Source organism: Nocardia sp. NPDC051911 (genome assembly GCF_040681035.1).
GTDB lineage: Bacteria > Actinomycetota > Actinomycetes > Mycobacteriales > Mycobacteriaceae > Nocardia > Nocardia sichangensis.
Genome location: NZ_JBFAXY010000005.1, coordinates 255034 through 279589, shown reverse-complemented (window position 1 = coordinate 279589; position 24556 = coordinate 255034). Strand labels below are relative to the sequence as shown.

The following is a 24556-nucleotide window of genomic DNA, read 5'->3' as shown; positions in this document are numbered from 1 at the left end:
TCGGCCGAGATGTCGCGTGCTGTCGTGCCGTGTGTCGACCTCGTCCTGTGCCCCGTAGGCGTGGGCGCCGGACGGTGCCGAAGTCGCCCACGCCTTCGCGGTGTCGCCCGGCTGCACCAGCCAGGCGGGGTGCGGGCGTAACCGACGCCGGACGGCGTTCCGGTGGCCAGCAGATCGCCGGTGCCGAGACCGGCTTCGCGTACTCGACCTGGGCCCTGCACGAGCGTGTCTAAAAGGCCCGTCCGCCGTCGGAAGCGCCGGAGGTGCCGTTGCCCAGCACCGTGAATCCGGTGCGGGTCAGCAGGCGCTCGTCGAGAAGGTTTCTCGTGTCGACGATTACGGGTCGGTCGACATCGGTCGCGAGTTTCGCCCAGTCGAGCGAACGGAATTCGGGCCACTCGGTGAGGATCACCAGCGCGCCGGCGTCTTTCGCCACCAGGTAGGGGTCGTCCACCACGCGGATGCCGTCCAGACCCGGGGTGCCCGCCGGCACACACGGGTCGTAGGCGGTGACCACGGCGCTGTGCCGGGTCAGCTGCCGCGCGACCGCGACGGCGGGGGAGTCGCGCAGATCGCCGGTTCCGGCTTTGAACGCGAGGCCGAGCACGCCGATCCGGGTTCCGGCCAGCGAGCCGTCGACCGAATCGGTGACCGCGCGGCGGATCTTGCGCAGCACCATCGCCTGCTGACGGTCATTGGCTTGCAAGGCATTGCGAACCATGGCGAAGTCCACACCCCGAGCTTCCGCGGCACGCAGGAGCGCGCGCGTGTCCTTGGGCAGGCACGAGCCACCCCAGCCGGGGCCGGGAGCGAGAAAGGCGGGACCGATCCGGTCGTCCATCCCCATCGCGCCGGTGACCTTGGTGATGTCGGCGCCGACTCGTTCGCACAGTTCGGCCAGTGTGTTGACGAACGAGAGCTTCACCGCGAGAAACGCGTTGCTGGCGTACTTTGCCAGTTCGGCGCTGGCAGAGTCGGAACGCAGCACCGGTGCGCCCGTTCCGGCGTAGAGCGCCGCGACACGGTCGGCCGACTCCCGATCGTGCTCGGCCGCGCCGAGGAGAACCCGGTCGGGGCGCAGGAAATCCTCGACCGCGTGGCCCTCCCGGAGGAATTCGGGGTTGCTGACCACCGCCGTGCCCGCGAGACCGGACAGGGTGGGAATCCGCGCCGCCGTCCCCACCGGGACGGTGGATTTGGTGACGAGCACACAGTCCGGTGGCAGGACGGTGGCCAACGTCCTCAGCGCGTCCTCGAGCACGCCGAGGTCGGCCGTACCGCCGGTGCCCATGGGCGTGGGAAGGCACAACAGGACCACTTCGCATTCGTGCAGCGCCTGCGCGTCCGATGTGAAGACCAGCCGATTTTCCTCCAGTCCCTCTCGAACCAGTTCCGGCAACCCGGGCTCGACGATCGCGACCGCACCCGTACGCAGCGCCGCCACTTTGGCTTCGTCGTTGTCGACGCAGATCACGTGGTGTCCGAGGTGGGCGAGGCATGCGGCGCTGGTGAGCCCCACATAACCGGCGCCGACCACGCCGACGCGACTACCCATGGCGGACCCGCTGTCCGAGCAAGTCGGCCGCGACCGTGAGCACATGTTCGGGTCGCACCATGAGCAGGCCCGGATCCGGATAATCGGCGTGCGGGTCGCCGACCGTCCCGGCCCACAGCGCGATGTGGTGTTCCGCGTCCGGGGGCGGCCCCCACCGGTTCGGGGGCGTGGGCCCGAACAGCACTACCGACGGTGTGCCGAACGCGGTGGCGAGATGCCCGACGCCGGTGTCACCGCACACGACCAGAGCCGCGTCGGCAACCAGTGCGGCGAGTTCGGTCAGATCGGTGCGTCCCGCGTACACCGCCGAGGGCGGGAGCCCGGCCTTCTCGGCGACCGCGTTGGCCAAGCGCATTTCGTCTCTGCTCCCGGTGATCACCACTCGATGACCGTCGGCGACGAGTTCACGCGCCACTCGCGCGAAGCGTTCGGACGGCCAGCGCCGCGCGGGATACGCCGCGCCGGGATGGATCACGACCGCATTCGATTCGGGGGCGGGTCGCGGTGGGGCCGGCAGCAGCAGTTCGGTTGGATCTGCGTCGATCCCACCGTATTCCAGCAGGCGGCACCAGCGATCCACTTCGTGCACGTCGTCGCGCCACGCGGGGCCGGGCAGGTCGGGAAATTCCGGATTGTGGTGGGTCAGTAGCGCATCCGGGCCTGCCGTCAACAGATCGCGGATGCTCTCCGGTCCTTTGCCGTGCAGGTTGACCGCGAGCCTCGGTGGCGCCGTGGGCCATCGAAGCGCACCAAGTCCCGCCGTCGGCAGCAGTTCATCGACCGCGTCGATGAGGCCGACGAGGTCACGCAGCGCTGCCGGCGCCGCGAGCACCACCCGGTGGCCGGGGTGGGCGCTGCTGATCCCGCGCAAGGCGGGCACGATGGTCAGCAGGTCGCCGAGCCCGAGTGCCCGCAGCACCAGGATCGTGCGCGTCAGGGCCACGATCCCTCTTCCGAGGCGCACACGACCATCTCCCTGACCTCGCAGCCCGGCGGCTGCCGGAGCGCGAAGACCACCGCGTCGGCGACGTCCTGCGGTTGGTTGAGTTTCGCGTCGGGCGGCGGCTTGTACTGCTCGTCGCGGTCGTCGAAGAACGCCGTGTGCATCCCGCCCGGGATGAGCAGGGTCACCCCGACGCTGCCCGCCGTTTCGGCGGCGAGCGCCCTGGTGAAGCCCACGACGCCGAATTTCGAGGCGCAATAGGCGGTCGCGTGACCGACCGCCTTGATGCCCAGGGTGGAAGCACACGTCACGACCGTTCCCTTGCTCTCCCGCAGCGCCGGAAGGGCGGCACGAATCACGGCGGCGGTGCCGAACAGATTGACCTGGACCACGTATTCCCATTTCTTCGTTGGCACTTGGTCCAGTGGGCCGCAGGCGTCGGTCCCCGCCGCGGTGAACACGCCGTCGATCCGGCCCCCCGTGCGCTCGATGATCTCGTGCACGGCTTGTTCGGCGGCGACGGTGTCGGCGAGATCGGCACGCACGAAATCGACGGGTGCCTCGGGCTCCACCCGGTCGATCACATAGGGGCGGCCCCCGTTCGCGCGGACGGCGGCGGTGACCGCCGCGCCGAGCCCGGAAGCGCCACCGGTGATCAGGACATTGCCGAGGGTTCGCATCGCGCTCCTTACGTTCTCGGGTCAGCCGCCGACCTGGCTCGCGGTGACTAGTTGTGTAGTCGAGTAACCGGGAACAGTGGGGATCAGCGCGATCTCGCCGCCGTAACCGCGAACGACCGCGGCCTCGGGGAGATCCACGCCGGAGTAGTCGCCGCCCTTGACCCACACATCGGGGCGAAGGCGGTCCAGCAGTGCGCTCGGCGAGGATTCGTCGAACACGACGACGGCGTCGACCGAGGACAGTTCGACGAGCAGCCGGGCACGGTCACGTGCGGTGACGATCGGCCGGCGCGGCCCTTTCAGGCGCCGCACCGACGCATCGGAGTTGAGACAGACCACCAAGGCGTCACCCATGGCGCGAGCCTGGCGCAGCAGGCTCACATGGCCGGGATGCAGCAGATCGAAACAGCCACCGGTGGCGACGAGTCGGCCGCCACGCGCCCTGATTCGCGCCGCCACCTCGAACGCCGACTCATTCGTGTCGGTCGGCCCTGCCGTGGCCACGGCCGTGCTGTCGCACGTGGACAACGTGGCCGCGCCGCCCGCCGCGACGAACCTGGCCGCCGCGTCGACCGCGTGCGACACCGCGTCGGCGACCGTGGAGCCGCCGAACAGGGCGGCGGTCGCGGCCGAGGCGAATCGGTCACCCGCGCCGCAAGTGTCGGAACCGGAATGCCCGGCGAGACGGACGTCGGCAGGTACCGGAACCACAGTGAGCCGTTTCCCATTGGCCAGGACCGCTCCGCCCGGACCGGTGGTAACCGCGACGGAATCCGCTGCCCACTCGTCTCGCAGCACCTTCGCCAACTCGTCGGGTTCGACATATCCCGGCGCGAACTGGCGTGCCTCTTTCAGGTTCGGCGAGACCAGTTGTGCTCCCGGCGTCGGCGCGGGGCCGCGCGGGTGCGGATCCCACACCACCGGTACCGACCGAGCCAGGTCGGTGAGCAGGCTCCTGATCCGGGGATGCGCGGCGACACCCCGGCCGTAGTCCGCGACGAGGATCGCCCCGGCCGCCCGCAGTGTCCTGGTAACCGCGGCGCTCACCGAGCCGCCGTCCGCGGTGCCGTCGCCGGTGTCCATTCGCAACAGCGACTGTCCCGCGGCGCGGACGCGGGCCTTGCGAACCGTCTTGCCGCGCAGCGCGATCGGAACGACTCGAACGTGCTGGTCGAGGAGCCGGGTGAGGATGCGGCCGTCGTGGTCGTCGGCGGTCGCCGTGATGAGCGAGACCTCGGCGACCGACTGCGCGGCCAGCGCGGCGGCCAGCCCGGCACCGCCCGGGCGTATCCACTGGCGTTCCACGTCCACGACGGGCACGGGCGCTTCGGGCGACAACCGCTCCGCGACGCCTTCGATGTCGACGTCCAGAATGCTGTCGCCGACCACGACCAACGGCTTCATGTCGGTACCCCCAGTGCATCGTCGAGCGCCGAGCACAGAGCGTGCACCAAGACCAGATGCACTTCCTGCACAGTGGCCGTGGTGGGCGCGTCCACGGCGACGGCGTCATCGCACAGCGCCGCGAGCGGATTGGGCGCAGGCCCGGTCATGGCCCACGTGACGACGCCGATGTCGTGCGCCGCTTTCGCCGCGGCAACCACGTTGTGGCTGGTGCCGCTGGTGGACAACAAGACGAGGATGTCGTCGGGCCTGCCGTGCGCGCGGACCTGGCGGGCGAACAGTTCGGTCTCGCCGTAGTCGTTGATGATCGCGGTACCCGCCGAGGTGTCGGCGTGCAGCGCGATCGCCGAGAACGGACCGCGCTCGTTGCGGAAGCGGCCGACCAGCTCACCGGTCAGGTGCTGGGCTTCCGCGGCGCTGCCGCCGTTACCGCAGGCGAGCAACCGTCCACCGTTGGCGAGCACGACCGCGAGTTGCCTGCCCCATCTGCGGATATCGGGTGCGAAGCAACTGGTGCGGTCCAGCGCCGCGTGCAAAGCAGCGAAATGGTCTTCGATCACCCCGCACCTCCTGTCCGCAGGCGCGTGAGGCTGCCCGCACCGAGTTCTTCCGCCACCGTGACGACCTGCTCGGGGGTGATCGAGTCGAGGCACGGATGCCCCGCCACCGGGCAGACCCGGGCTCTGCTGCCGCGGCACGGCGCGCGTTGGTCACCGAGCATGGCCACCGGCACGCCGTAGGGGGCCCACCGCTCGGCGGGCACGACCGGTGCGAACAGCGAGACCACGGGTGTCCCGACGGCCGCGGCGAGATGCGCCGGGCCGGTGTTGGGCGCCACCACGACGCTCGCGTCGCGGAGCACGGCGGCGAGTTCGGGCAGGGTCGTGGCTCCACCGAGGTCGATGCCGTGTCTGCCCGCGACGGCGCCGGTGAGCGGCCGGTCGGCGGGAGCGCCGGTCACGATCACCCGGTGACCGGCGCTGGTCAGTGCGGCGACGATGGCCGCGGAACGGGACGACGACGGCTGCCGCGCCGGTACCGACGCGGCCGGATGCATGACCACGTAACCCGGTTCGCCGGTGAGCCCGCCGACCTTCGGCAACGGCTGCCGGACAGCGAGTTTGCCGTCGTCGCCGGGCGGCAGCCGGAAGCCGGCCGCCGCGGCGAGCGACAACGCCCGTTCGGCTTCGGGCGGATCGCCCTCGACGCGATGGCGCAGATCCAGCAACGAACCGGGGTAGTCCTCCGAGATCGCGCCGATCCAGGGAATACCGGCCATCCGAAGCAGCAGCGCCAGCGGCAGCGGCGACTGGTGGAAGGACGTGAGGATCAACGCGAGATCCACCTCGAGCGCGCGTATCCGCTCGACAAAGGCATCGATGCCCGCCGACGTGACCGCGGGTGGCTCCAGATCGATCCACGGCGCGCGCCACGTCACGACCTGCTCCACACCCGGCAGAAGATCCGCGGCGGCTCGGCCGCGCGGCCCGGCCAGCAGCGTCACCGAATCGACCTGCGCGGCCACCGCTCGGACGCACGGCCCCGCCAGCAGCACATCGCCGAAATTGTCCATGCGGGCCACCAGCGCCCGGCCGGTCACGGCACACCCGCCATCGCCAGCCGGACGGCCTCGGTCAGATCCCGCGCCACGGTCGCTTCGCGACGCGCGCGGTGCACCTCGCAGGGGAGGGTTCTCGCCGTCGGCACCAGGATCGCGCGTGCGCCCGCGGACTGCGCGGCGGCGACGTCGGCGCCGGTGTCGCCGATGACCACACACCTGCCGATGTCGATGCCGAGATCCGCGGCGGCCTGCCGGATCAGGCCCGGCTCCGGTTTGCGGCACCCGCAGCCGCCGCCTTCGCCGTGCACGCACACCTGCCAGGTCGCGAACGGTCCGAGCAGATCCTCGACTCGGGCGTTCACCGCGGCGAGCTGTTCGGGGCTGATCAATCCTCGCGCTACGCCGGACTGGTTGCTCACGATGCCGAGCTGGATGCCCGCCGCGCGCACTTTCCGCAGCGCGTCGGCGGCTCCTGGCACCGGCTGGACCTCGGTGGGGTCGGCGAGGTAGGGGACATCGATGATGAGGGTGTCGTCGCGGTCGAACAGCAACGCCAGCGGCGAGGCGTGGGTCGCGTTCCGGTGACGCAGCTCGCCGCGCAGTCGGTGCCAGCACGCGGCCGGTGGAATCAGCGCGCTGCTCAGCGTCATCCGGCCGATCTCGCCGGGTGTTCGGGGTCCGGGTGCGATCCGGCGCGCTGCGAATGCACCGGTCAGCGCCGTCCAGATGGCCGCGAAAACGAGGGCGGGCAGTTTGCGGCCCGCGACGCCGAGCGCCACGGCCACCGCGCCCGCGGCCGTAGTGAACGCGTGGCGGCGGAGAAGTCCGGCCTCTTCGCCGATCCGCTGCCGCCATCGAGCGCCGTATTTCCGCCGCAATAGGGCGTTGTCGGCGTTCCCGCGTTGTGCTCGGACACTGGCCATCGGTCCCGATTCGCGAAGCGGGTGGCGAGTGACGCGTTGTCCGGCCGCGATGACGTAACCCGCGAGGCAGACCCGGAGTGCCAGATCGGCGTCCTCGCGGAACGCCCGCGGGAACCGTTCGTCGAAGCCACCCACCGCGATCAGCGCGGACCGGCGATAGGCCATGTCCGCCGTGATCCACCGCGCCGTGGCCAGCCGTGCGATCCCGCGTTCGGCGTCGGTCGGCCTGCGGTGCTTCGGCAGTGGAACCTCGATGCGGGCCGTGGAAGCCGCCGCGTTGTCGTCGAGATCACGCAGGTCCTCGGCCAAGCGGGCGGGCCAATCCGGCGCGGTGAGGACATCGTCATCGAGGAAAGCGATCCAGGTTCCTTCGGCATGCCGCCACCCGGCGTTCCTGGCCGCGGCGGGTCCGCGTCCGCCCGAGCGGATGACCTGAACCGAAGACACCGTCGCGGGCAACGGTAGGTCCCCGGCTCGGGGCCGATCGTCCACCACGATGATCTCCCGTGGTTTCGGTCCCGACGCCGTGTCCAGCGACTCGAGCAGCGCGCGAAGACTTTCCCGGCCCATGGTCGGGATCACGATGCTGTAGTCCACGGTCGGGCCGTTCATGGGCGACGGACCACGAATGAGCCGATGGCGAGCAGATCGATGGGTGCCGAACCGAAGCATTCGAGGGCGTCGCGCGGTGAATCGACCATCGGCCTGCCCGCCGTGTTCAGGCTGGTGTTGATCACCACCGGCAGACCCGTGTGCCGCTCGAACTCCGCCAGCATGCGTGCCAAAACCGGCTTGTCGGCGGGATCTACGGTCTGCACCCGCGCGGTGCCGTCGACATGTGTCGCGGCGGGAATCCGCTCTCGCCACTCCGGCGCGACGTCGTGCACGAACAGCATGTACGGGCTCGGCAGCGGCCCGCGTCCGAAGATCTCGGACGCCCGGTCGGCGAGCACCATCGGTGCCAGCGGCCGGAACTGTTCGCGCCCCTTCACATCGTTGAGGCGTTCGAGATTCGCCGACCGGCCGGGGTGAGCGAGCAGCGAACGGTGGCCGAGTGCGCGCGGGCCGAATTCGGACCGGCCCTGGAACCAGGCCACCACCTGGTCTTCCGCGAGCGCTTGCGCCACGTCCGCCGCGATGTCGTTGGATTTCGTGTACCGGACCTTGGCCGTGCGGAGCACGGTTTCCAGCTCGGCGTCCGTCCATTCGCGGCCGAGGTCGGCGCCCCGCATCGGGGTGACCCGCTCCCCGAACTCGGCCGCCAATTGCAGCGCGGCGCCCAGTGCGGTGCCCGCGTCGCCCGCGGCAGGCTGGACCCAGATCCGCTCGTAGGGGCCTTCGGCGTGCAGACGGCTGTTGGCCACGCAGTTCAGCGCGATGCCGCCGGCCAGCGTGAGGGTTCGCTGCCGGGTCTGGCGATGCAGCCAAGAGGTCAACTCGAGCAACACGTCCTCGAGTCGTCGTTGGACGCTGGCGGCGAGGTCGGCGTGGTCTCGGCCGAACTCACCGCCGATGACCGTGGGGGCGAAGTCCGACCAGTTCACGGCCTCGGTACGGAAACCACCGTCCCGGGTGGAATACACGAGTTGGCGGAACCGATCGAGGAAGCGGGGGGTGCCGTAGGAGGCCAGTGCCATGACCTTGTACTCGTCGCTGGACCGGGTGAAGCCCAGATGCTCGGTGAGGTCCTCGTACATCAATCCGAGCGAGTGCGGCAGCCGCTGTGCCGCCAGCTCCACGAACTTGCCGTCTCGATATTCCCCGGCGAGATAGGACTGGCTCTCGCCGCGTCCGTCGGCCACCAGCACCGCCGAGTCGCCGGACGGGGCCGCGAGGGCCGCGGACGCGGCGTGCGCCAGGTGATGTCGCACGAAACGCACGATGGTGGGATCGAGGCCGGGCAACGCGGCCGCGAGGAAAGCGGGCGCTCGGAACGCGTAGTCCGTTCTGGTCGCCTCGCTTTTCCGATCGAGACCGCCGAGCGAATGATCGACCAGTGCCGGGTCGTAGGAGTAGCCCACCGCGTCGAGCTGGTCGGGGCGTAATCCCGCTCGCTCCAGACACCATGCGGCGGCTTGTTCGGGCAGTTCCCATGCGGAGAAGGGCACCGGGCGCTTGCCGTGCTTGCGGCGGGTGAACCGCTCTTCCTCGGCGGCCGCGACGATTTCGCCGTCCACGATCAGAGCCGCAGCAGGATCATGAAATACCGCGTTGATTCCGAGAATGCGCACGGGCCGCCTTTCTGTTCGAGACGCGGTTCGAGACGCGCGGGACCCGGTTCGCCCGCTGGCATACAAGGGGGGCGCTACCCGGTGAAGTCGCGACTAAACCGATCCGCCGTCGGGCGCCGCTCAGCGCACGGACTCTTCGGCCGACTCGGCCGTGCGCCCGGCGAACCAATCGATCGTGCGGCGCAGTCCTTCCTTCCTGCCGATCAACGGCCACCAGCCCAATTCGCGCCGGGCCAGCGAGATGTCCGGGCAGCGCCGTTTCGGATCATCGATCGCGCTGTCGACATACGTCACGATGGAACGGCTGCCGGTTGCCGCTCGGATCTCCTCGGCGAGGCCGCGGACGGATATCTCGTGCGGATTACCGATGTTGACCGGCCCCGGATGGTCGGTCGACGCCAACGCGAGCAGGCCGCGCACCGTGTCTTCGACATAACACAGCGAGCGGGTCTGCTCGCCGGTTCCCGCGATGGTGAGCGGTGCGTCCGCCAACGCCTGTGCGATGAAGGTGGGCACCATCCGGCCGTCGTCGGTACGCATGCGGGGACCGTAGGTGTTGAAGATCCGGGCGATCCCGGTGTTCGCGCCACGCTCCCGGCGAAATGCCATCGTGAAAGCCTCGGCATACCGCTTCGCCTCGTCATAGACGCTGCGCGGCCCGACCGGATTCACGTGACCCCAGTAATGCTCGGGTTGCGGGTGGACACCCGGGTCGCCGTAGACCTCGCTGGTCGATGCGAGCACGAAACGAGATCGATGCCGCTCGGCCGAATCGAGGGCGTTGGCGGTGCCGAGGGAGCCGGCTCGTAGTGTCTCGATCGGCAGTCGCAGGTAGTCCGGTGGCGACGCGGCCGACGCGAGGTGGAAGACGACATCGAAGAAGCCCATCGTCGGCAGCGGCTCGGTGACGTCGTGCTGGATGAGGTCGAATCCGGGACGGGCCAGCAGCCGGGCGACGTTGTCCGGTGTGGACGTGGCGAAGTTGTCGAGCGCGACCACGACGGTGCCCGCGTCGAGCAACTGCTCACAGAGGTGTGATCCGACGAAACCGCATCCGCCGGTGACCAACGCGCGTTCGCAGGGTTCGGACATGCTGTGGCCTACCCGCGGCCGCTCGCGCGAAGACCACGATCTGTCGACGGTGACTCGGGAGCAAGCTTGCCGCTGTCGCTGGTGCCGTCGAGCGAACGGCTGTCGGTGGGCCCATGTCCGTTGCGCGCGCCCGCGCGTGGGGTCACCCGGCGGTACGCGTGGAGGGTTTCGGTGGCGATCCGATCCCATGAATAGCGCGACTCGACACGCTCGCGCCCGGCGCGGCCGTAGCGCTCCCGGACCCCTGGTGTGGTCAGCAGCTCGCCGACCGCGTCGGCCAGTTCCGCGGGCTCCCGCGGTGGAACCAGCCTGCCGGTCACACCGTCGACGACGGTATCGATGAGGCCGCCGACCGCGGTGGCCACCACGGGAACGCCGCACGCCATCGCTTCGAGTGGCGTCATCCCGAAGGGCTCGTACCACGGCGTGCACACGGCCACGTCTGCCGATCTCAGGAGCGGAGCTATCCGGGTCCTCGGCACCCGGCCCAGCATGCGCAGCCGTTCTCGTACGCCGAGTTCGTCCGCCAGGGCCAGCAGCCGCCTGCCCTCCGGGTCGTCGGCGAGCTCGGCATCGTCCGGGCCGCCGACCAAGACCAACTCGGCGTTCCGCAGTCCGGTGAGCGCGGTGATCGCGGTGTCGAAACCTTTGCGGGGCACCAACCTGCCGACGCTGATCATCCGGTACTCGGCCGACTTCGGCTCTTTCGGTCCTTCGGGTGCGAACTGTTCGAGGTCCACGCCGCACGGGATCACCGAAGTCTTGGACCGGGGGACGCCAAGCCTGGCCAGTTCGAACACCTCGTCGGTGCAGGTGGCGATGATCCGGTCGGTTTGTCCGGCGATCAGCCGTTCGAGGCGTGTCCGGTCGGCCGGACTGGTGTCGTTCGCACCTTGGTGGCGGCGCTTCACCACGCCCAGCGCGTGAAAGGTCTGTACGACCGGAATGTCGGTGGGGCGTGCCCCCGACAGGGCGGCGAGTCCGGACATCCAGAAATGCGCGTGCACGACATCCGGCCGCAGGTCGCGCCAGTGCTCACGCAGGAAAATGCCGAATTCGACCATGTGCGGCAGCAATTCGTCCTTCGGCAGCGGACGAGCGGGACCGGCCGGGACGTGGACGACGCGGTAACCCTGTTCGGCGGTAACCATGTCGGGCGCGTCGGCCTCCTCGCGGCGCGTGTAGACGGTGACCTCGTGCCCCTGCCTGCACAGGGCAGCGGACAGCTCGGCGACATGAACGTTCTGCCCACCGGCATCGACGCCGCCCAGCACCGCGAGCGGACTGGCGTGTTCGGACACCATCGCGATCTTCATGATTCCGCCTTCTCTCTCCGGGACACTGCCTTCATTCGGCGACCTCGGCGAGCAGGGCATCCCACCGGCGCAGGAAGACCTCGAGGCCGTAGTGCTCGAGCGCGAACTGCCGTCCCGACTTGCCCGCCAGCGCCGCGAGATCGGGTTCGTGGAGAAACTCGTGGAACTTCGCGGTGAGCACCGCGACATCGGTGGAGACGGCGCCGGCTTCGGGGGGCACCGCCATGACGGCCTCGGTGGTGGCGAGGGCTACCACCGGCATGGCCAGGTGCATGGCTTCGAGAAGGGACAATCCGAGCGAGGTCCAGCGCGCGGTGTGCAGGTACACCCTTCTGCGCGCCATGTCCGGATGCAATGCCGACTGCCGCAAGTCGCCGATGCCGCGGATCGGGTGCCCGGTGGACCTGTTCGCCGTGTAGTCGCCGGCTCCGATCCCGTACACATCGATCGGTCCCGCCATCGCGAAGTCGGGCAGGAGATCACTCCCGGTGATCCTTCCGCGCCGCATCGGCTCGTTGATCAGCGCCACGCCATGAGACAGTTCACCGGTGTAGCGCGCGCCGGGGTCGACGATTCCGTGCGGCACCACCCGGGTGGGCGCGCGTCCGCTGTCCCACATCAAGTCGTTGAAATGCGTGACGTGCACGAGCGGGATGTCGGCGCGATCCGCCAGCGGATGCCTGCTGGTGGCAGCGCTGGGCCGCGGCGCGTTGTGCTCGACGAAGACCGCGGGAATATCGGCCCCGGGACGACGACCGAGCCATCGTTCGGTGAGCTCGATTTCCTCCGGGCGCTGGAGCACGACCACGTCCGGCTCGGTTTCGCGCAAGTGGTCAGCGGGCACCTCCGCGGCGGACGGCCAGTCGCGGCCGCACCGTCCACGGCCCCACGGCCCGCCGCCTTCCACCACGGGCAGCAGATAACGGTGCCGCCCTCGGACGAACGACGTCGTCCACGAGCCGTGCACGTGCCACAGCAGCACCGTGAGCCGCTCGATCTTTCCGGCCATGCCGGTAGCTCTTGCCTATTGCCGCCGGATCAAACCTGGTCGGCGCGGCCCGACAGCAAACTTGTGGCTATGTCGGTGTCCTGGGACTGCCGCGCGGCGGTACCGATGCGGCCGACGCGCGACCGGTTTGAACCATGGATGCCAGGCAATGGCCGCGATATGAGCGCACCCCATGCTGCCCCGTCGGCCACTGAACTACGCGCGACCGAAACAATCGAGATCTTCGATCCCGCCAGCGGCGCCACCGTCGGCAAGGTGCCCATGTCGGATACCGCCGAGATCGATCGGCAGGTTGATCTGGCGAATCGCGCGCAAACCAGCTGGGCGCGAACAACGGCGGCTGAGCGGGCCGTCGCGGTCCGCGCCGGTGCTGCTCTGCTCCGCGAGCATGCCGATGAACTGGCCGAACTCAATCGGCTCGAAACCGGACGTCCACGGTCGGAGAGCAAGGAGGGGGTGCTGGCCGGTGCCGCGACGCTCGAGCAATATGCCGAACTGGGACCGTTGCACCGAGGCCGAAGTCTGCAAGGAGCTTTCGAGGCGACCGACCTCATGGTCTGGGAGCCCCGCGGCGTCGTCGTCGCGCTGACGCCGTGGAACGATCCCGTCGCGGTGTCCTGCGGTTTGCTCGGCGCGGCGTTGGTCACGGGAAACACGGTCGTGTACAAGCCGAGCGAACGCGCACCGCACACCGGAGCTCTGCTCGGCGAGTTGCTCTCCCGAGCGCTTCCCGGCGGCGTTCTGCAGACGGTGCAAGGCGACGGCCGGGTCGGCGCGCTGCTCGCCGCACGTCTCGATGTGGACGTCATCGCGCATGTCGGCAGCACCGCCACGGGACGGTCGATCGCGCGCAGCGTCGCCGACACCGGTGCGAAGGCACTGCTGGAGAACGGTGGCAACGACGCGCTCGTCGTCGACGCCGGTGTGGATCCCGTCTGGGCGGCCGGGCAGGCGGCGCTCGGCGCGTTCGCGAACTCCGGCCAGATCTGCGTGTCCGTCGAGCGGATCTTCGTGCACGGGGACGTCGCGGAGGCCTTCCTGGCGGCGCTGGTGGCCGAAGCCGAGTCCTGGAACCCGGCGCCGCTGGTCGACCGTCATCATCGCGAGCAGGTCCACGCGCACGTCCGCGACGCGGTGGAGCGCGGCGCCGAACTGCTGACGGGCGGTGTGCTGCCGGACGGCGCCGGTGCGCACTATCCGGCCACCGTACTGGCACAGTGCGATCCGGCCATGCGGATCATGCGGGAGGAGACCTTCGGTCCGATCGCGCCGGTACGGGTGGTGGATACGTTCGAGCAGGGCATCGCCGAGGCCGCGACCGACGACTACGGGCTCGCGGCCACCGTGCTCACGCCGTCTATGGCCAACGCGCAGCACGCTTGGCGGGAACTGCCGGTGGGGACGGTGAAGATCAACTCGGTGTTCGGCGGGGCGCCCGGGGGAGCGGCGCACCCGCGGCGGGCCAGCGGGTCCGGTTTCGGTTACGGGCCGGAATTGCTGGACGAGATGACCCAGACGAAGGTCGTGCACGTGCGCCCGGCCCCGAGCTAGGACGCCGCACCCCGGTCTTCGCGGTCACCGAGCGGACAGGTCGCCGTCGCGGCTGATTGACCTGGAACGCAGCGGGTATGGGCAGAGACATGCGGGTACTTGTCACCGGGTGGCCCAGCTTCCTGCACGGGGAAGCGACGGCCGGGGACGTGTTGAGCATGAGCCGAGTGTGTGACGCGCTGGTCTCCGCCGCGATACCCCACGACACGGCGTGGAGCCCGGGGTTTCGTTCCGACGGGATGAATCTGGACGACGCGGACTCCGGGCGATATTCGCACCTGGTGTTCGTGTGCGGGCCCGCGCACGGTGAACAGGTCCGGTTCCTGCACGAACGGTACGCCAACTGCCGACGCATCGCGGTGGGCGTCTCCATCCTCGATCCGGCCGATGCCGCGGTCACCGGGTTCCACCGCATCTTGCCGCGCGACGGTCCGTCCATCGCGCGACCGGACATGGCGGTCGGGGCGTCCACGGTGAGCGTCCCCGTTGTGGGAGTCGTCTTCGCCCCTGGCCAGGCCGAGTACGGCGTGGCCAGGCGGCACCGGTCGGTGCATCGCGCGTTGCTGCGGTGGCTGCGCGAACTCGACTGCGCGCGACTACCGCTCGACACCAGATTGACGTCCGACGATTGGCGCCTGTGCCGCACACCCGACCAGCTCGCGTCGGTGTTCGCTCGCCTGGACGCGGTGATCACCACTCGACTGCACGGCTTGGTGCTGGGCCTGCGAGCCGGGATCCCGGTCCTCGCGGTGGATCCCATCGCGGGCGGAGGGAAGGTCACCGCGCAGGCGAGGGCGCTGGACTGGCCTGCGCTGGTGTCCGCCGAGCAGACCGCCGACGCGGGCGCGTTCGACCCGTGGTGGCGCTGGTGCCTGGCACCGGCGGGGCGCGAACGCGCGCGGCGGCGGGAGTTCCCCTCGGCCGACGCCTTGACCAGCGACCTGCTCGACGAACTGCTCGCGGGACGGCCTGCGTGAGCGCGCCGACGGTGGCGAAGACCACCGTCGTCATCGCCACCCGCAACCGCGCGGCCGAACTGGCCCGCACCTTGACCGAATTGCGCGCACTGCGCCCGGCTCCCGCGATCGTGGTACTGGACAACGCTTCGGTCGACGGCACGGTCGGCGCGGCGGAGGCATTCCCGGATGTGCGCGTCGTCCGGCTGCCCCGCAATCTCGGCGCGGCGGCGCGCAACCTCGGCGTCGCACTGGCCCGCACGCCCTACGTCGCGTTCAGCGACGACGACTCGTGGTGGGCCGAGGACGCGCTGCGCGAAGCCGAGCGGGTGCTTGATGCCCATCCGCGACTCGGCCTGATCGCCGGACGCACGCTTGTCGGCGCCGACAACCGTGACGATCCCGTCAACGAACTGATGGCGAGCAGCCCGCTCGGGCATCCCCCCGGTCTGCCGGGCCCGTTGGTTCTCGGCTTCCTCGCCTGCGCGGCGATCGTCCGGAGAGAGGCGTATCTGCAGGCCGCCGGGTTCAGCCCGCTGTTGCATTTCGGCGCCGAGGAACGCCTGCTGTCACTCGATATGGCGGCGTGCGGCTGGGATCTCTGTTACGTGGCGCGAGTGCGCGCCCATCACCACCCCTCGGCGCGGCGACCGCCGCACGCGTGGCGCAGACGGACCGAACAGCGCAACAACGCGTTGATCGCTTGGATGCGGCGGCCGTTGCGGCGGTCCGCTGCCGAGTCCGCGGGCCTGTTGCGCCGAGCGGCGCGGGACCCCCGAATGTTGCTGGCGTTCGCGGGGGTCGTTCGCCGCCTGCCGAGGGCGCTGGCGCAGCGGCGCACGCTGCCGCCGGAGGTCGAGCGCCGTGCCAGGACGCTGGAACTCGCCCATGGAAGGAAGTGACGGATGGTCACGGAACGAATGACGGTCGTCATCATGACCCGCAACCGGCGCGAACAATTGCTGCGCACCCTGGCGCACATGACCACGCTGCCCGATGCGGCGCCGATCATCCTCGTCGACAACGGGTCCACGGACGGCACCGCCGACGCGGTCGCCGCGGCGTTCCCCTCGGTAATACTCATCCGCTCGGCGGAGAACCTCGGCGCGATGGCCAGGAATATCGCGGTCGAGCGGACGGCAACGCCGTATGTCGCGTTCTGCGACGACGACACCCGATGGCAGCCGGGCGCCTTGACCCGCGCCGCCGATGTGCTCGACCGATACCCCGGCCTCGGCTCGGTGACCGGACGATGCCTGGTCGCACCCGATCTCCGAGAAGACCCGATCACGCCGGAACTGCGCGACTCACCGGTCGTCGGGCCCGACTGGCTGCCCGGCCCCGCTCTGCTCGGCGTGATGGCCGCGCTGTCCGCCTTCCGGGTCAGCGCGTTCCGGGAGGTCGGCGGCTTCTCCCGGCGTCTGTGGTTCGCGGGCGAAGAGGAACTGCTCGCCCTCGACCTCGCGGCGCACGGCTGGTGGATGTGCTGGATGGAGGACATCCTGATCCACCACGAGCCGTCCACCACCCGTGATCCGACGCACCGTCGCAGGCTCGGCATCCGGAACACGTTGTGGACGCTGTGGTTGCGCCGCCCGGCCCGCAGCGCCGCCCGGCGGACCGCCGTCGTACTCGGATCGGCTCCGGCCGACCTGACGACCGCCGCGGCCGTCCTGGACACACTGCGTGGGATGCCGTGGGTGCTGCGCGAACGAAAAGTCCTGCCTCCGCCAGTGGAGGCGGGCCTCGTGCTGCTGGAAGAATCGCAGCGCCGTTCCCCCGCGCGTCGCTATGTGGGCTGACGGTCGTCTCGGCGGGGAGGACCTACCCGGGCGTACTATCCCGCAGCGGCGCCGACACCCCGGCGTGCTTCCCGGGCGAAGGCACGGTCGCGTTGTTCCTCGAACCGGGGAATGCGCACTTCCGTGAGGTCGTCCAAGAAGGCGGCGAGTCGTTCGCGGGCTTGCTCGCCGCGTGGCCCGAAGTCGTCGCGGTCGAGGATGTTCCACTGCCGGATGACGGGTTGGAGCACTTCTTCCAGGTGCTGGCGCAGATCGTAGATGCCGTGTTTGGCCATGAGGACGCCGTTGCGCCGGAAGTTGGGCATGCCGGTGCCCGGCATCCGGAAGTTGCGCACGATCAGGTCGATCGCTTCGATGGCCTGATCGGGCACCAGATCCAAGGCGGCGCCGCACATGCCGCGGTAGAAGATCATGTGCAGGTTCTCGTCGGCGGCGATGCGTTGCAGCATGCGGTCGGCGACGGGGTCGTCACAGACCGCCGCCGTGTTGCGGTGGCTGATGCGGGTGGCCAACTCCTGGAAGGACACGTACGCCACCGAGTACAGGAACCCGCCGTCGAAGTCGGTGTCCGCTCGCTCCACCGGCGCGCCGAAGCCGGTGGACATGTGCGCCATACGGTCGTTCTCCAACGCGACCGGGTCGACGCCCCGTGTGACGACCAGGTAGTCACGCAGGGCGATGCTGTGGCGGGCCTCCTCGGCGGTCCATCGTCCCACCCACGACCCCCACGCGCCGTCTCGGGAAAAGCTGGCACTGATCTCGCGGTGATAGGACGGAAGGTTGTCCTCGGTGAGCAGATTCGTGATCAAGGCCGCCTTCGCCACCTCGGAGAGCCGTGATTGCCTTGGCTCCCAATCGATCCCGCCGAGCATCGCGAAGTTGCGTCCTTCGTCCCAGGGCACGTAGTCGTGGGGATGCCACTCCTTGACCATGGACAGGTGCCGGTTCAACGCGGCACCCGCGAAAGGTTCGAGCTCGGTGAGGATCTCCAGCTGTGTCAGATCACGCGCCAACGTCGTGTCCGCCTTTCTTTGCGCATTGCTACGGAAGGGAGAGATGATCGGTCGCGGCCCGGCCCGGTCGCGATCAGCGACGACCGAGGCCGGACGGATAACGCCGGGGAAGTGACGACTTTCAGGCGGTCGCCGTGTCGATGGCGCCGGTGCGGGGTGCGACGAGCGTCAGGCCGCCGTCGTAGCGGCGATACATCAGACGGCCGCGTCCCGACGGTGGGTCGGTGTAGAACAGGAACGGCAATCCGTATTCGCATACGCGTTCCACTGCTCGTGTTTCGGTGAGCGCCGGTGCCGGTCGGGGGTTGATGGTGAACAGTCCCGAACTGCCGACGATCGAGTGTGGCGTATGGACACTGTGCTGGCGCGCCATCCGCAGCCCGAACGGTCCGGCGCGGTAGATGACGGCGTCCTCCCCGGTCTCGGCATCGGTGAACAGATGCGCGTCGTAATCCATCGCGTCCAAGAGCGCCGTCGCCGCGGGCAGCGAGCCCGTTGTCAGCGCAACCGCCTTGCGGCGGACCAGTTCTCCCGGGCCGGGTGCGTCCAGCGGCCGACGGTCCGGATCCGGCCACGGCCGCGGCTCCCACGGCTTCTGCAACGCCTTGATCTGCCGTTGCAACCGGATCACCGTCGGCAACGCGTCACCACGACGATGTGCCAACGTCTGGATTCGCGCGCAGGTGTCACCGACGGACAGATTCACCTGGATGACCATCGGGCCGTCGTCGCTGTCCGGGGCCGTGATCCGCAGGCGGGCGGCGCCCGCGACAGGGAATCGCCGCAGCAGGCGGCCGACCGTACCGGCGAAGCGTTCCCGCTCGAGGGCCGGTACCCGGCCGGTGGCGAACACGGCGACTTCCGGGAACGACGTCGACGACCACACCTCCGACACCAGCGACATCCCATCCTCCACTGCTCTCGCCCCACCGACTCACCTGGCAAGACTGTGCCCGCAGCGTGGGTCGTGCCCGTAGGGCCGAAAGTCCGCTACGCCGATTACTTTCAGCATCGTGAAGTCCCTCGGCGCTCGGCCGTCCCGTCGCGTGGGATCGTGAAGGCCGCCGATGCGACGGCCGGCCACGCGTGCCGACCGGCGGCAGATCGAGGCGTCAGCGGAGCGTGAGGTGGCCCGCGGGCCTGCTCACTCGACGCGTCCGGCCGGTTCGCCGGAACGCGCACCGGCCGTACGGCGTGGCAGGCGCAGCGCCGTGGCCGGACGGTTGTAGGCCCATTGGGCGACGGCGATGACGGCCGAGCCCAGCGAAGTGATACCTGCGAGCAGAGCCCAGTGGGTGAGTCCCGCGGTGTTGTAGGAGACCTGTCGGACTCCCGGCGCGATCAGGCTGCCGTTGCCGAACGCCCAACTCGTCACCATGCCGACCTGCCCGCCGAAGTCCGTGGAGCGGGCGAGCATGGCGCGCAGCTCGGGAGCCTTGCTGTTGATGTAGAGCACGGTGAGCAGGACCAGCGCCGCGCTCGTCACCGCGCACACCGTCGCCGTGCGTGATAGGACCTCGGTGCGAAGCCGGAGATTCACCACCACCACGCAGACGGTGAAGACGATCGCGCCCGCGGACAGCAGTGCCAGGGCGCCGCTGATCCGCGCGGTGGGCGGCTGCGACGACGACCAGACGTTCAGGTAGGAAGTGGTCGCGGTGATCCGGCCGAAGGCATCGGCACTGGCTTTGCCGTCGGCGCCCACAGCCCTGAGCCACGGCTGGAACAGCAGGATCAGCGTGACGATACTGCCGGCCACGGCGCACAGGTAGCCCCAGTGGCCCCGCAACGCCGACAGGGATGCACGGAATTCGCCGTGCCGTCCCGGCGCCGCGCTCGGTTCTCGCTCGAGTCGAGTGTCCTTTGCTGACCACGGCGTTGGCTGCACTTCGCTCCGAACTCGAGGACAAGGGTTCGCCGTCGGGAACCCGGGTGGACAGGGCGGTCCCGACTGCGGTCGGCCTCACGCACGGTAGGCAGCAGGGTTATCCGGACGTTAAGAGCTGCCGAACGCTCGGAGAATGGTTGCGATCAGCGCGATTTTGAAATCTCGGTGGGGCGCCTGGGCGCAGGTGCGGAAATGGAGATCGGCTCACCCGGCCACCCCACCCTTCGCCCGGCACTTCGGCTTCCAGGTCTGTGTGAACATTCGAGCAGACGGACTACCGCGTTCGGGAAGAGTTCGGTGCATTCTGCCGACGTCGGACAGCGATCGGTGCGGCGCCGTTCGTCCGCATCGCAGGCGGCCGTCGAAAGATCTGTAGCACAGTCCGATTCGGTGCCGTTGCAATCTTTCCGGCAGCGGTTCCGGAATTGACCGGCGACTTACCTGGAGACCACGTGTCGCCCGAATCCGTTACTAAGTCGCAACTTTCGTCGATCCACGCATCGCAACGCCTCGGCGCGGTCGACGCGGAATCAGTCCACGATCTAGCCGCGAGCTGAAAAACCTTGCCGCACAAGATGAAACGGTGCATCCGGCGGTGCCGATCGGACGTGCCGAGTAGGGTTGCCGACGCCGCTCCGGCCGCCTGGCAAACGGCCGAAAGGTGATTCTGGAGCCGTAGGCGAGATACAGTACGGGCCGTGACAGAGCACCGATCGCCCATCGGCGGGGATCGCTCGCAGGATCTCGGAGTACCGCGTTCGCTGGACCTCCGCTCCGCCGACTGGTCGAGTTCCGATGAGACCCTTGCCCGGCTGTTCCAACGTGTCGAGGCGTACGCCATGGACGCGCGCGAGTGGTATTCGCGGGACGGTCTAACGAAGCGGCGGGCGAGCCTAGCCCTCACCGCGGCGATGATCGTGCTCGGCTTACTCGGAATCCTGGTGCCCCTGCTGACCACCGCCGGAGTCCACGCCATCGACCCGAGCTGGGGATACATCCTGCTCGCCTGCGCCGCCGGAAGCGCGGCATGCGACCGTTTCTTCGGTGTCTCGACGGCGTGGGCGCGCGACATCCGCAGCGCGCAGTCGATCAACGCGATGCTGTGCGACTTCCAACTCGAGTGGGCTTCGGTCTCCCGCGCGCCCGCCAATTCGAATGGGGAGATCGACCGCAGGATGGGACTGCTGCGGGATTTCTCCTACCGGGTCAACGAGGTGATCGCACACGAAACCGACAGCTGGACCGGGCAATTGCAGCTGTCGGCGCAACCGCGGATGAGCAGGCTGGATCGGAGGTAGCGCCGGCTGCCGGTGTCGTAGGCGCGTTCGTTACTGGTTCGTCGGCGCGACGGGCATCGACGAGCAGTCCAGCCGCTCCGATCGCGGCGCAGGCCACGGTGGTCGCGAGCAAGGCCGGGCTGGTGTGCCCGGTCAGAGCGTCGCCGAGCGCGACGACCGCGATCGTTCCTGGCAGCACGCCGACGACGGTGGCGACCAGGTAGGGCGCGAGCCGGACCGAGGACAGGCCGGCGCAATAGTTGATCAGCGCGAACGGCACCGGGCCGATCAGCCGCAGCGACCCCACCGCCAGCCAGCCGCGGCGGGCCAGGCGCCGGTCGACCGCGGCGACCGCAGGATGGGTCAGCAGCCGGGCCGCGACGGCTTCGCGGCCGACCACGCGCACGAGCTGGAACGCCACGACCGCGCTGACCGTGGTCGCGGCGATCGCGACGGCGACGCCGGTGACCGGACCGAACAGCAGTCCGGCGCTGAGAGTGAACGCGATCCGTGGCAGGACGATGGTCGCCGCGGCGTGCGCGGTGAAGAACGCCAGCGGCAGCCACGGACCGGTTTCTTGTGCCCAACTGCGGATCTGGTCGGCACCCAGGTGCGGAACGAGTACCGCGCCGGCCACGAACACGACCGGCGGCAGCACGACGGCGATCAGCCGCGGATCACGCCACCGCGGCCCGCGGTGACCATCGGTGGCCGCTACACCAGCGGCGAGCTTGTCGACCGGCATGAGTCGATGCTCTCAGCGTGCTGTCGGGCGGGGCGCGGGCTGAAACAGTTCGACAAAGTTGCCGGAGGGGTCCTCGAGGAGCACCTGTTGCCCGCCGGGGCCGTCGACGATGTCGTTGCGGAAGGTGACGCCCGCGGCTCGCAGCCGCGTGGCCTCGGCGGCGATATCGTCGACGACCAGCTGGAGACGATTCCAGCCGCCGGGTTCCGGGGTAGCGCCATCGGGCATCGGGCGTGCCGCCGAACTCTTCGGCCCCGCCAGCAGCAACTGCAGTGGGCCGCGCACCACTGCGGCGAAGGCCGGGGAGGCGTCGAAGTCGACGGTGAACCCGAGGTGGGTGGTGTAGAACTCGACCGCCGCGGCCACATCGTCGATGAGGTAGCGGACTCGGGCGAGTTCGATCGGTGCGGTCGTGGTCATGGCTGGATCTCCTAGTTGTTGTGTGCCGAGGACATGGCGGTGGGCATGGGTGGGAACCCGATGCGGGTGTCGAGTTCGGCGGCGAGACGACGGAACTCCGGATATGTGGCGCGGTCGGTGTCGCCGGTCGTGGCCGGATCGGGCAGGCTCCAATGCGTCGCGACGGCGCGGCCGTGGTCGCGGGGTACCTCGCGGATCTTGTCGCACAACGTGATCACGTAATCGAAGCGGCGGTCGGCGACCGCATCGAGCGCCTGCGGTCGCTGTGCACCCAGGTCGATCCCGTAGTCCTCCCGGAGCACCCGCGCCGCGTTCGGATGGATCCGCGGTTTGGGATGGCTGCCCGCGCTGGCGACCCGGACGCCGGTCACGCGGTGCCGCAGCAGTGCCTCGGCCATCGGCGACCGGGCACTGTTACCGGTGCACAGGAACAACACCGAACAGTCCTTCGGCCATGGGCGGCCGGACGGAGCCAGCGCCGGATGCAAAGCAACCGCGGCGTCACCGAATGCGGCCGCGCACCGGGACAGGTCCAGATGGTAGTAGCTGTCGCGGCCGTCGAAACTGCTGCGGCGCGCGTCGATCAACCCGGCCGACCGCAGCAGCCGTAGGTGATACGACACCAGATTCTGCGGCTCCCCGACCGCTTGCACCAGCTCCCGCACCCGGCGATCACTCGCCGCCAGCTCGGTCATCAACGCCCACCGCAGCGGATGTGCTGTCATGCGCATCAGCAGCGGAACCGGCGCTCGATCCGTGGTACCCACCTCGCCCACATTACATCAAACCAATTTGATGTATATACCGATCTCTGCTCGTTCCGTAATTCGGCTTCATTGAACCAAATAGTGTGATAAGCAGTACTGTCAAGATGACTTATTTGAACTAGTCAGTTAACTTTGTGTCATGAAATATGTTGTGGTCGTTGGTGGTACCGATGGGATCGGCCGGGCTGTCGCCCTGAAGCGGCTTGCCGTTGGAGACGCCGTCGTGGTCGTCGGGCGAGACGCCGAGAAAGGCAAGAGCCTTCTCGCGGCAGCCGAGGAACTCGGGGCGGGCGACCGTGCGCATTTCGTGCCCGCGGATCTCAGTTCGATCGGTGCGACCCGCACCGCCGTCGACGCCATCCGAACCCGTTTCACCACGGTGGATGCCCTGGTGCTCTGTGCCAGGCACTACCGGTCCGATCGGCTGGTGACCGCGGAAGGGTTCGAATACACCTTCGCGCTGTTCTACCTGAGCCGATTCGTGCTCAGCTACGAACTGATCGACCTGCTGAACACCGCCCCGAACCCGGTCATCGTCAATGTGGCCGGTCCGGGCAGCGGAACCGGCGAGATCCGCTGGGACGACCTGGGTCTCGAGCGCGATTACCACGGCCTGCACGCGCTCGCGCAGGGCGGTCAGCTCAACGATCTGCTCGGCATCGAGTTCGCGCGCAGGCCGGTGTCGGCGCGAGTGCGATACGTGCTGGTGCATCCGGGGGTGGTGAATACCGCCCTGTCCGGCGACTACGACGCCGAGATGGCGGCCAGGATCGAAACGATGCGCCGCACCGCACGACCGATCGACGAGGCCATCCGCCCGATCCTCGCGGTACTGGATGATCCGCCGGTCGAGGCGCTGACCGCGATCGCGCAGGGACAGCCGTTGGACGTGCACGGACCCGAGTTCGATGCCGCCGCGGCCGCGCGGCTGTACGGCGAGACGACGAAGCTGCTCGGACGGTTGCAGTCGGCGGCGTCGGGCATTTCCCCGGCCAGGTTGCGGCAGGTCCTCGACTCGCCCGTATTCGGTGTCGTTGCCACGATCCAGCCCGACGGCAGCACACATCAATCGGTGGTGTGGATACTGCGAGACGGGGACGATGTCCTCTTCGTCGTGGGGGAGGGCAGTCGCAAAGAGCGCAACCTGCGCCGTGACGCCCGAGTCGGCGTGCTGGTCAACCCACCCGAGCAGCCCTACACCTACGCCGCGATCCACGGTACCGCGACCCTGTCCACCGAAGGCGGTCTCGAAATACGGGATCGTTTGGCGCTGAAGTACACCGGCAAGACCTATCGCGAGCACAATCCGGAAGCCGCGGCCACCTACGGGGATACTCCGATGGTCGTCGTCCGGGTCACGCCCGAACGAATCGTCGGCCGACTCTGAGCCGCGATCATTTCTGAGCCCGGGGAGCAAGCACTG

The 24556-nt window shown here is 69.2% G+C and carries 23 protein-coding genes; 6 read left to right on the top strand and 17 right to left on the bottom strand.

Translation table 11 applies throughout. The features are described from left to right. Nucleotides 1-229: 229 nt before the first annotated feature. The 11 genes from AB0L97_RS08945 to AB0L97_RS08895 all read right to left on the bottom strand — a co-directional run bounded on the left by AB0L97_RS08945 (nucleotide 230) and on the right by AB0L97_RS08895 (nucleotide 12714). Entirely contained in the window at nucleotides 230-1555 is a 1326-nt protein-coding gene (locus tag AB0L97_RS08945) for a UDP-glucose/GDP-mannose dehydrogenase family protein (RefSeq protein WP_364426729.1), read from the bottom strand. Continuing rightward, a complete protein-coding gene (locus tag AB0L97_RS08940; RefSeq protein ID WP_364426726.1) occupies nucleotides 1548-2498 on the bottom strand; it encodes a glycosyltransferase family 9 protein in 951 nt (316 codons plus the stop codon). Before AB0L97_RS08940 ends, AB0L97_RS08945 begins: the two co-directional genes overlap by 8 nt. Then, nucleotides 2489-3178: an SDR family oxidoreductase gene (locus tag AB0L97_RS08935; protein WP_356969335.1), complete on the bottom strand. Its 690-nt coding sequence runs from the start codon at nucleotides 3176-3178 to the stop codon at nucleotides 2489-2491. The genes AB0L97_RS08940 and AB0L97_RS08935 overlap by 10 nt, the downstream gene beginning before the upstream one ends. A gap of 21 nt (nucleotides 3179-3199) precedes the next feature. Next, nucleotides 3200-4582, bottom strand: coding sequence for a PfkB family carbohydrate kinase (locus AB0L97_RS08930; protein ID WP_364426722.1), 1383 nt, complete (start codon nucleotides 4580-4582; stop codon nucleotides 3200-3202). Next, complete coding sequence (locus AB0L97_RS08925) at nucleotides 4579-5142, bottom strand: SIS domain-containing protein (protein ID WP_364426719.1); 564 nt, start codon at nucleotides 5140-5142, stop codon at nucleotides 4579-4581. Before AB0L97_RS08925 ends, AB0L97_RS08930 begins: the two co-directional genes overlap by 4 nt. Then, nucleotides 5139-6182, bottom strand: a complete 1044-nt coding sequence (locus AB0L97_RS08920; RefSeq protein WP_364426716.1) for a glycosyltransferase family 9 protein — start codon at nucleotides 6180-6182, stop codon at nucleotides 5139-5141. Before AB0L97_RS08920 ends, AB0L97_RS08925 begins: the two co-directional genes overlap by 4 nt. Then, complete coding sequence (locus tag AB0L97_RS08915; protein WP_364426713.1) at nucleotides 6179-7678, bottom strand: HAD-IIIA family hydrolase; 1500 nt, start codon at nucleotides 7676-7678, stop codon at nucleotides 6179-6181. Before AB0L97_RS08915 ends, AB0L97_RS08920 begins: the two co-directional genes overlap by 4 nt. Further along, the gene (locus AB0L97_RS08910; RefSeq protein ID WP_355074199.1) at nucleotides 7675-9297 is read right to left on the bottom strand and encodes a carbamoyltransferase C-terminal domain-containing protein; all 1623 of its coding nucleotides are present in this window, start codon (nucleotides 9295-9297) and stop codon (nucleotides 7675-7677) included. The genes AB0L97_RS08915 and AB0L97_RS08910 overlap by 4 nt, the downstream gene beginning before the upstream one ends. Nucleotides 9298-9417: 120 nt before the next feature. Then, nucleotides 9418-10389 carry an NAD-dependent epimerase/dehydratase family protein gene (locus AB0L97_RS08905; protein ID WP_364426708.1) on the bottom strand — a complete coding sequence of 324 codons (972 nt, stop codon included), beginning with the start codon at nucleotides 10387-10389 and terminating at the stop codon, nucleotides 9418-9420. An 8-nt stretch (nucleotides 10390-10397) separates the two neighbouring features. Then, entirely contained in the window at nucleotides 10398-11705 is a 1308-nt protein-coding gene (locus tag AB0L97_RS08900) for a glycosyltransferase (RefSeq protein WP_364426705.1), read from the bottom strand. A gap of 31 nt (nucleotides 11706-11736) precedes the next feature. Further along, nucleotides 11737-12714 carry a glycosyltransferase family 1 protein gene (locus tag AB0L97_RS08895; RefSeq protein ID WP_364426702.1) on the bottom strand — a complete coding sequence of 326 codons (978 nt, stop codon included), beginning with the start codon at nucleotides 12712-12714 and terminating at the stop codon, nucleotides 11737-11739. Nucleotides 12715-12873: 159 nt separating this feature from the next. Between AB0L97_RS08895 and AB0L97_RS08890 the strand changes: the two genes are divergently transcribed. From AB0L97_RS08890 to AB0L97_RS08875, 4 genes are all read left to right on the top strand, one after another. Beyond that, the gene (locus AB0L97_RS08890) at nucleotides 12874-14265 is read left to right on the top strand and encodes an aldehyde dehydrogenase family protein (protein WP_364426699.1); all 1392 of its coding nucleotides are present in this window, start codon (nucleotides 12874-12876) and stop codon (nucleotides 14263-14265) included. Nucleotides 14266-14354: 89 nt separating this feature from the next. Further along, entirely contained in the window at nucleotides 14355-15242 is an 888-nt protein-coding gene (locus AB0L97_RS08885; RefSeq protein WP_355074192.1) for a polysaccharide pyruvyl transferase family protein, read from the top strand. Beyond that, nucleotides 15239-16123: a glycosyltransferase family 2 protein gene (locus AB0L97_RS08880; protein WP_364426695.1), complete on the top strand. Its 885-nt coding sequence runs from the start codon at nucleotides 15239-15241 to the stop codon at nucleotides 16121-16123. Before AB0L97_RS08885 ends, AB0L97_RS08880 begins: the two co-directional genes overlap by 4 nt. Nucleotides 16124-16126: 3 nt before the next feature. Then, nucleotides 16127-17023, top strand: coding sequence for a glycosyltransferase (locus AB0L97_RS08875; RefSeq protein ID WP_364426692.1), 897 nt, complete (start codon nucleotides 16127-16129; stop codon nucleotides 17021-17023). 35 nt (nucleotides 17024-17058) lie between these two features. Here the strand turns inward: AB0L97_RS08875 and AB0L97_RS08870 are convergent, their stop codons facing one another. The 3 genes from AB0L97_RS08870 to AB0L97_RS08860 form a co-directional block, all read right to left on the bottom strand. Next, complete coding sequence (locus tag AB0L97_RS08870; RefSeq protein ID WP_364426689.1) at nucleotides 17059-18036, bottom strand: acyl-ACP desaturase; 978 nt, start codon at nucleotides 18034-18036, stop codon at nucleotides 17059-17061. A gap of 121 nt (nucleotides 18037-18157) precedes the next feature. Further along, entirely contained in the window at nucleotides 18158-18940 is a 783-nt protein-coding gene (locus AB0L97_RS08865) for a sigma 54 modulation/S30EA ribosomal C-terminal domain-containing protein (RefSeq protein WP_364426686.1), read from the bottom strand. Between the two features lie 240 nt (nucleotides 18941-19180). Beyond that, the gene (locus AB0L97_RS08860) at nucleotides 19181-19795 is read right to left on the bottom strand and encodes a hypothetical protein (RefSeq protein ID WP_364426683.1); all 615 of its coding nucleotides are present in this window, start codon (nucleotides 19793-19795) and stop codon (nucleotides 19181-19183) included. 827 nt (nucleotides 19796-20622) lie between these two features. On the opposite strand from AB0L97_RS08860, the gene AB0L97_RS08855 reads away from it, so the two are divergent. After that, entirely contained in the window at nucleotides 20623-21222 is a 600-nt protein-coding gene (locus AB0L97_RS08855; protein ID WP_355074183.1) for an SLATT domain-containing protein, read from the top strand. On the opposite strand, the gene AB0L97_RS08850 is transcribed toward AB0L97_RS08855, so the two are convergent. The 3 genes from AB0L97_RS08850 to AB0L97_RS08840 are packed head-to-tail and all read right to left on the bottom strand — an operon-like array spanning nucleotide 21131 to nucleotide 23133. Beyond that, entirely contained in the window at nucleotides 21131-21946 is an 816-nt protein-coding gene (locus AB0L97_RS08850) for a TVP38/TMEM64 family protein (RefSeq protein ID WP_364426678.1), read from the bottom strand. The two genes, AB0L97_RS08855 and AB0L97_RS08850, sit on opposite strands and share 92 nt — an antisense overlap. A gap of 12 nt (nucleotides 21947-21958) precedes the next feature. Beyond that, nucleotides 21959-22366 (bottom strand): VOC family protein, encoded by a 408-nt coding sequence (locus AB0L97_RS08845; protein WP_355074179.1) that lies wholly within the window; start codon nucleotides 22364-22366, stop codon nucleotides 21959-21961. Between the two features lie 11 nt (nucleotides 22367-22377). Continuing rightward, complete coding sequence (locus AB0L97_RS08840) at nucleotides 22378-23133, bottom strand: ArsR family transcriptional regulator (RefSeq protein ID WP_364426674.1); 756 nt, start codon at nucleotides 23131-23133, stop codon at nucleotides 22378-22380. A gap of 139 nt (nucleotides 23134-23272) precedes the next feature. On the opposite strand from AB0L97_RS08840, the gene AB0L97_RS08835 reads away from it, so the two are divergent. Beyond that, a complete protein-coding gene (locus tag AB0L97_RS08835; RefSeq protein WP_364426671.1) occupies nucleotides 23273-24520 on the top strand; it encodes a TIGR03618 family F420-dependent PPOX class oxidoreductase in 1248 nt (415 codons plus the stop codon). Nucleotides 24521-24556: the final 36 nt, after the last annotated feature.

Excerpts from the sequence above, each read along its gene's own strand:
- AB0L97_RS08945 (WP_364426729.1), bottom strand. The coding sequence starts at position 1,555 with ATGGGTAGTCGCGTCGGCGTGGTCGGCGCCGGTTATGTGGGGCTCACC.
- AB0L97_RS08935 (WP_356969335.1), bottom strand. The coding sequence starts at position 3,178 with ATGCGAACCCTCGGCAATGTCCTGATCACCGGTGGCGCTTCCGGGCTC.
- AB0L97_RS08930 (WP_364426722.1), bottom strand. The coding sequence starts at position 4,582 with ATGAAGCCGTTGGTCGTGGTCGGCGACAGCATTCTGGACGTCGACATC.
- AB0L97_RS08915 (WP_364426713.1), bottom strand. The coding sequence starts at position 7,678 with ATGAACGGCCCGACCGTGGACTACAGCATCGTGATCCCGACCATGGGC.
- AB0L97_RS08905 (WP_364426708.1), bottom strand. The coding sequence starts at position 10,389 with ATGTCCGAACCCTGCGAACGCGCGTTGGTCACCGGCGGATGCGGTTTC.
- AB0L97_RS08900 (WP_364426705.1), bottom strand. The coding sequence starts at position 11,705 with ATGAAGATCGCGATGGTGTCCGAACACGCCAGTCCGCTCGCGGTGCTG.
- AB0L97_RS08895 (WP_364426702.1), bottom strand. The coding sequence starts at position 12,714 with ATGGCCGGAAAGATCGAGCGGCTCACGGTGCTGCTGTGGCACGTGCAC.
- AB0L97_RS08890 (WP_364426699.1), top strand. The coding sequence starts at position 12,874 with ATGAGCGCACCCCATGCTGCCCCGTCGGCCACTGAACTACGCGCGACC.
- AB0L97_RS08885 (WP_355074192.1), top strand. The coding sequence starts at position 14,355 with ATGCGGGTACTTGTCACCGGGTGGCCCAGCTTCCTGCACGGGGAAGCG.
- AB0L97_RS08875 (WP_364426692.1), top strand. The coding sequence starts at position 16,127 with ATGGTCACGGAACGAATGACGGTCGTCATCATGACCCGCAACCGGCGC.
- AB0L97_RS08865 (WP_364426686.1), bottom strand. The coding sequence starts at position 18,940 with ATGTCGCTGGTGTCGGAGGTGTGGTCGTCGACGTCGTTCCCGGAAGTC.
- AB0L97_RS08850 (WP_364426678.1), bottom strand. The coding sequence starts at position 21,946 with ATGCCGGTCGACAAGCTCGCCGCTGGTGTAGCGGCCACCGATGGTCAC.
- AB0L97_RS08845 (WP_355074179.1), bottom strand. The coding sequence starts at position 22,366 with ATGACCACGACCGCACCGATCGAACTCGCCCGAGTCCGCTACCTCATC.
- AB0L97_RS08835 (WP_364426671.1), top strand. The coding sequence starts at position 23,273 with ATGAAATATGTTGTGGTCGTTGGTGGTACCGATGGGATCGGCCGGGCT.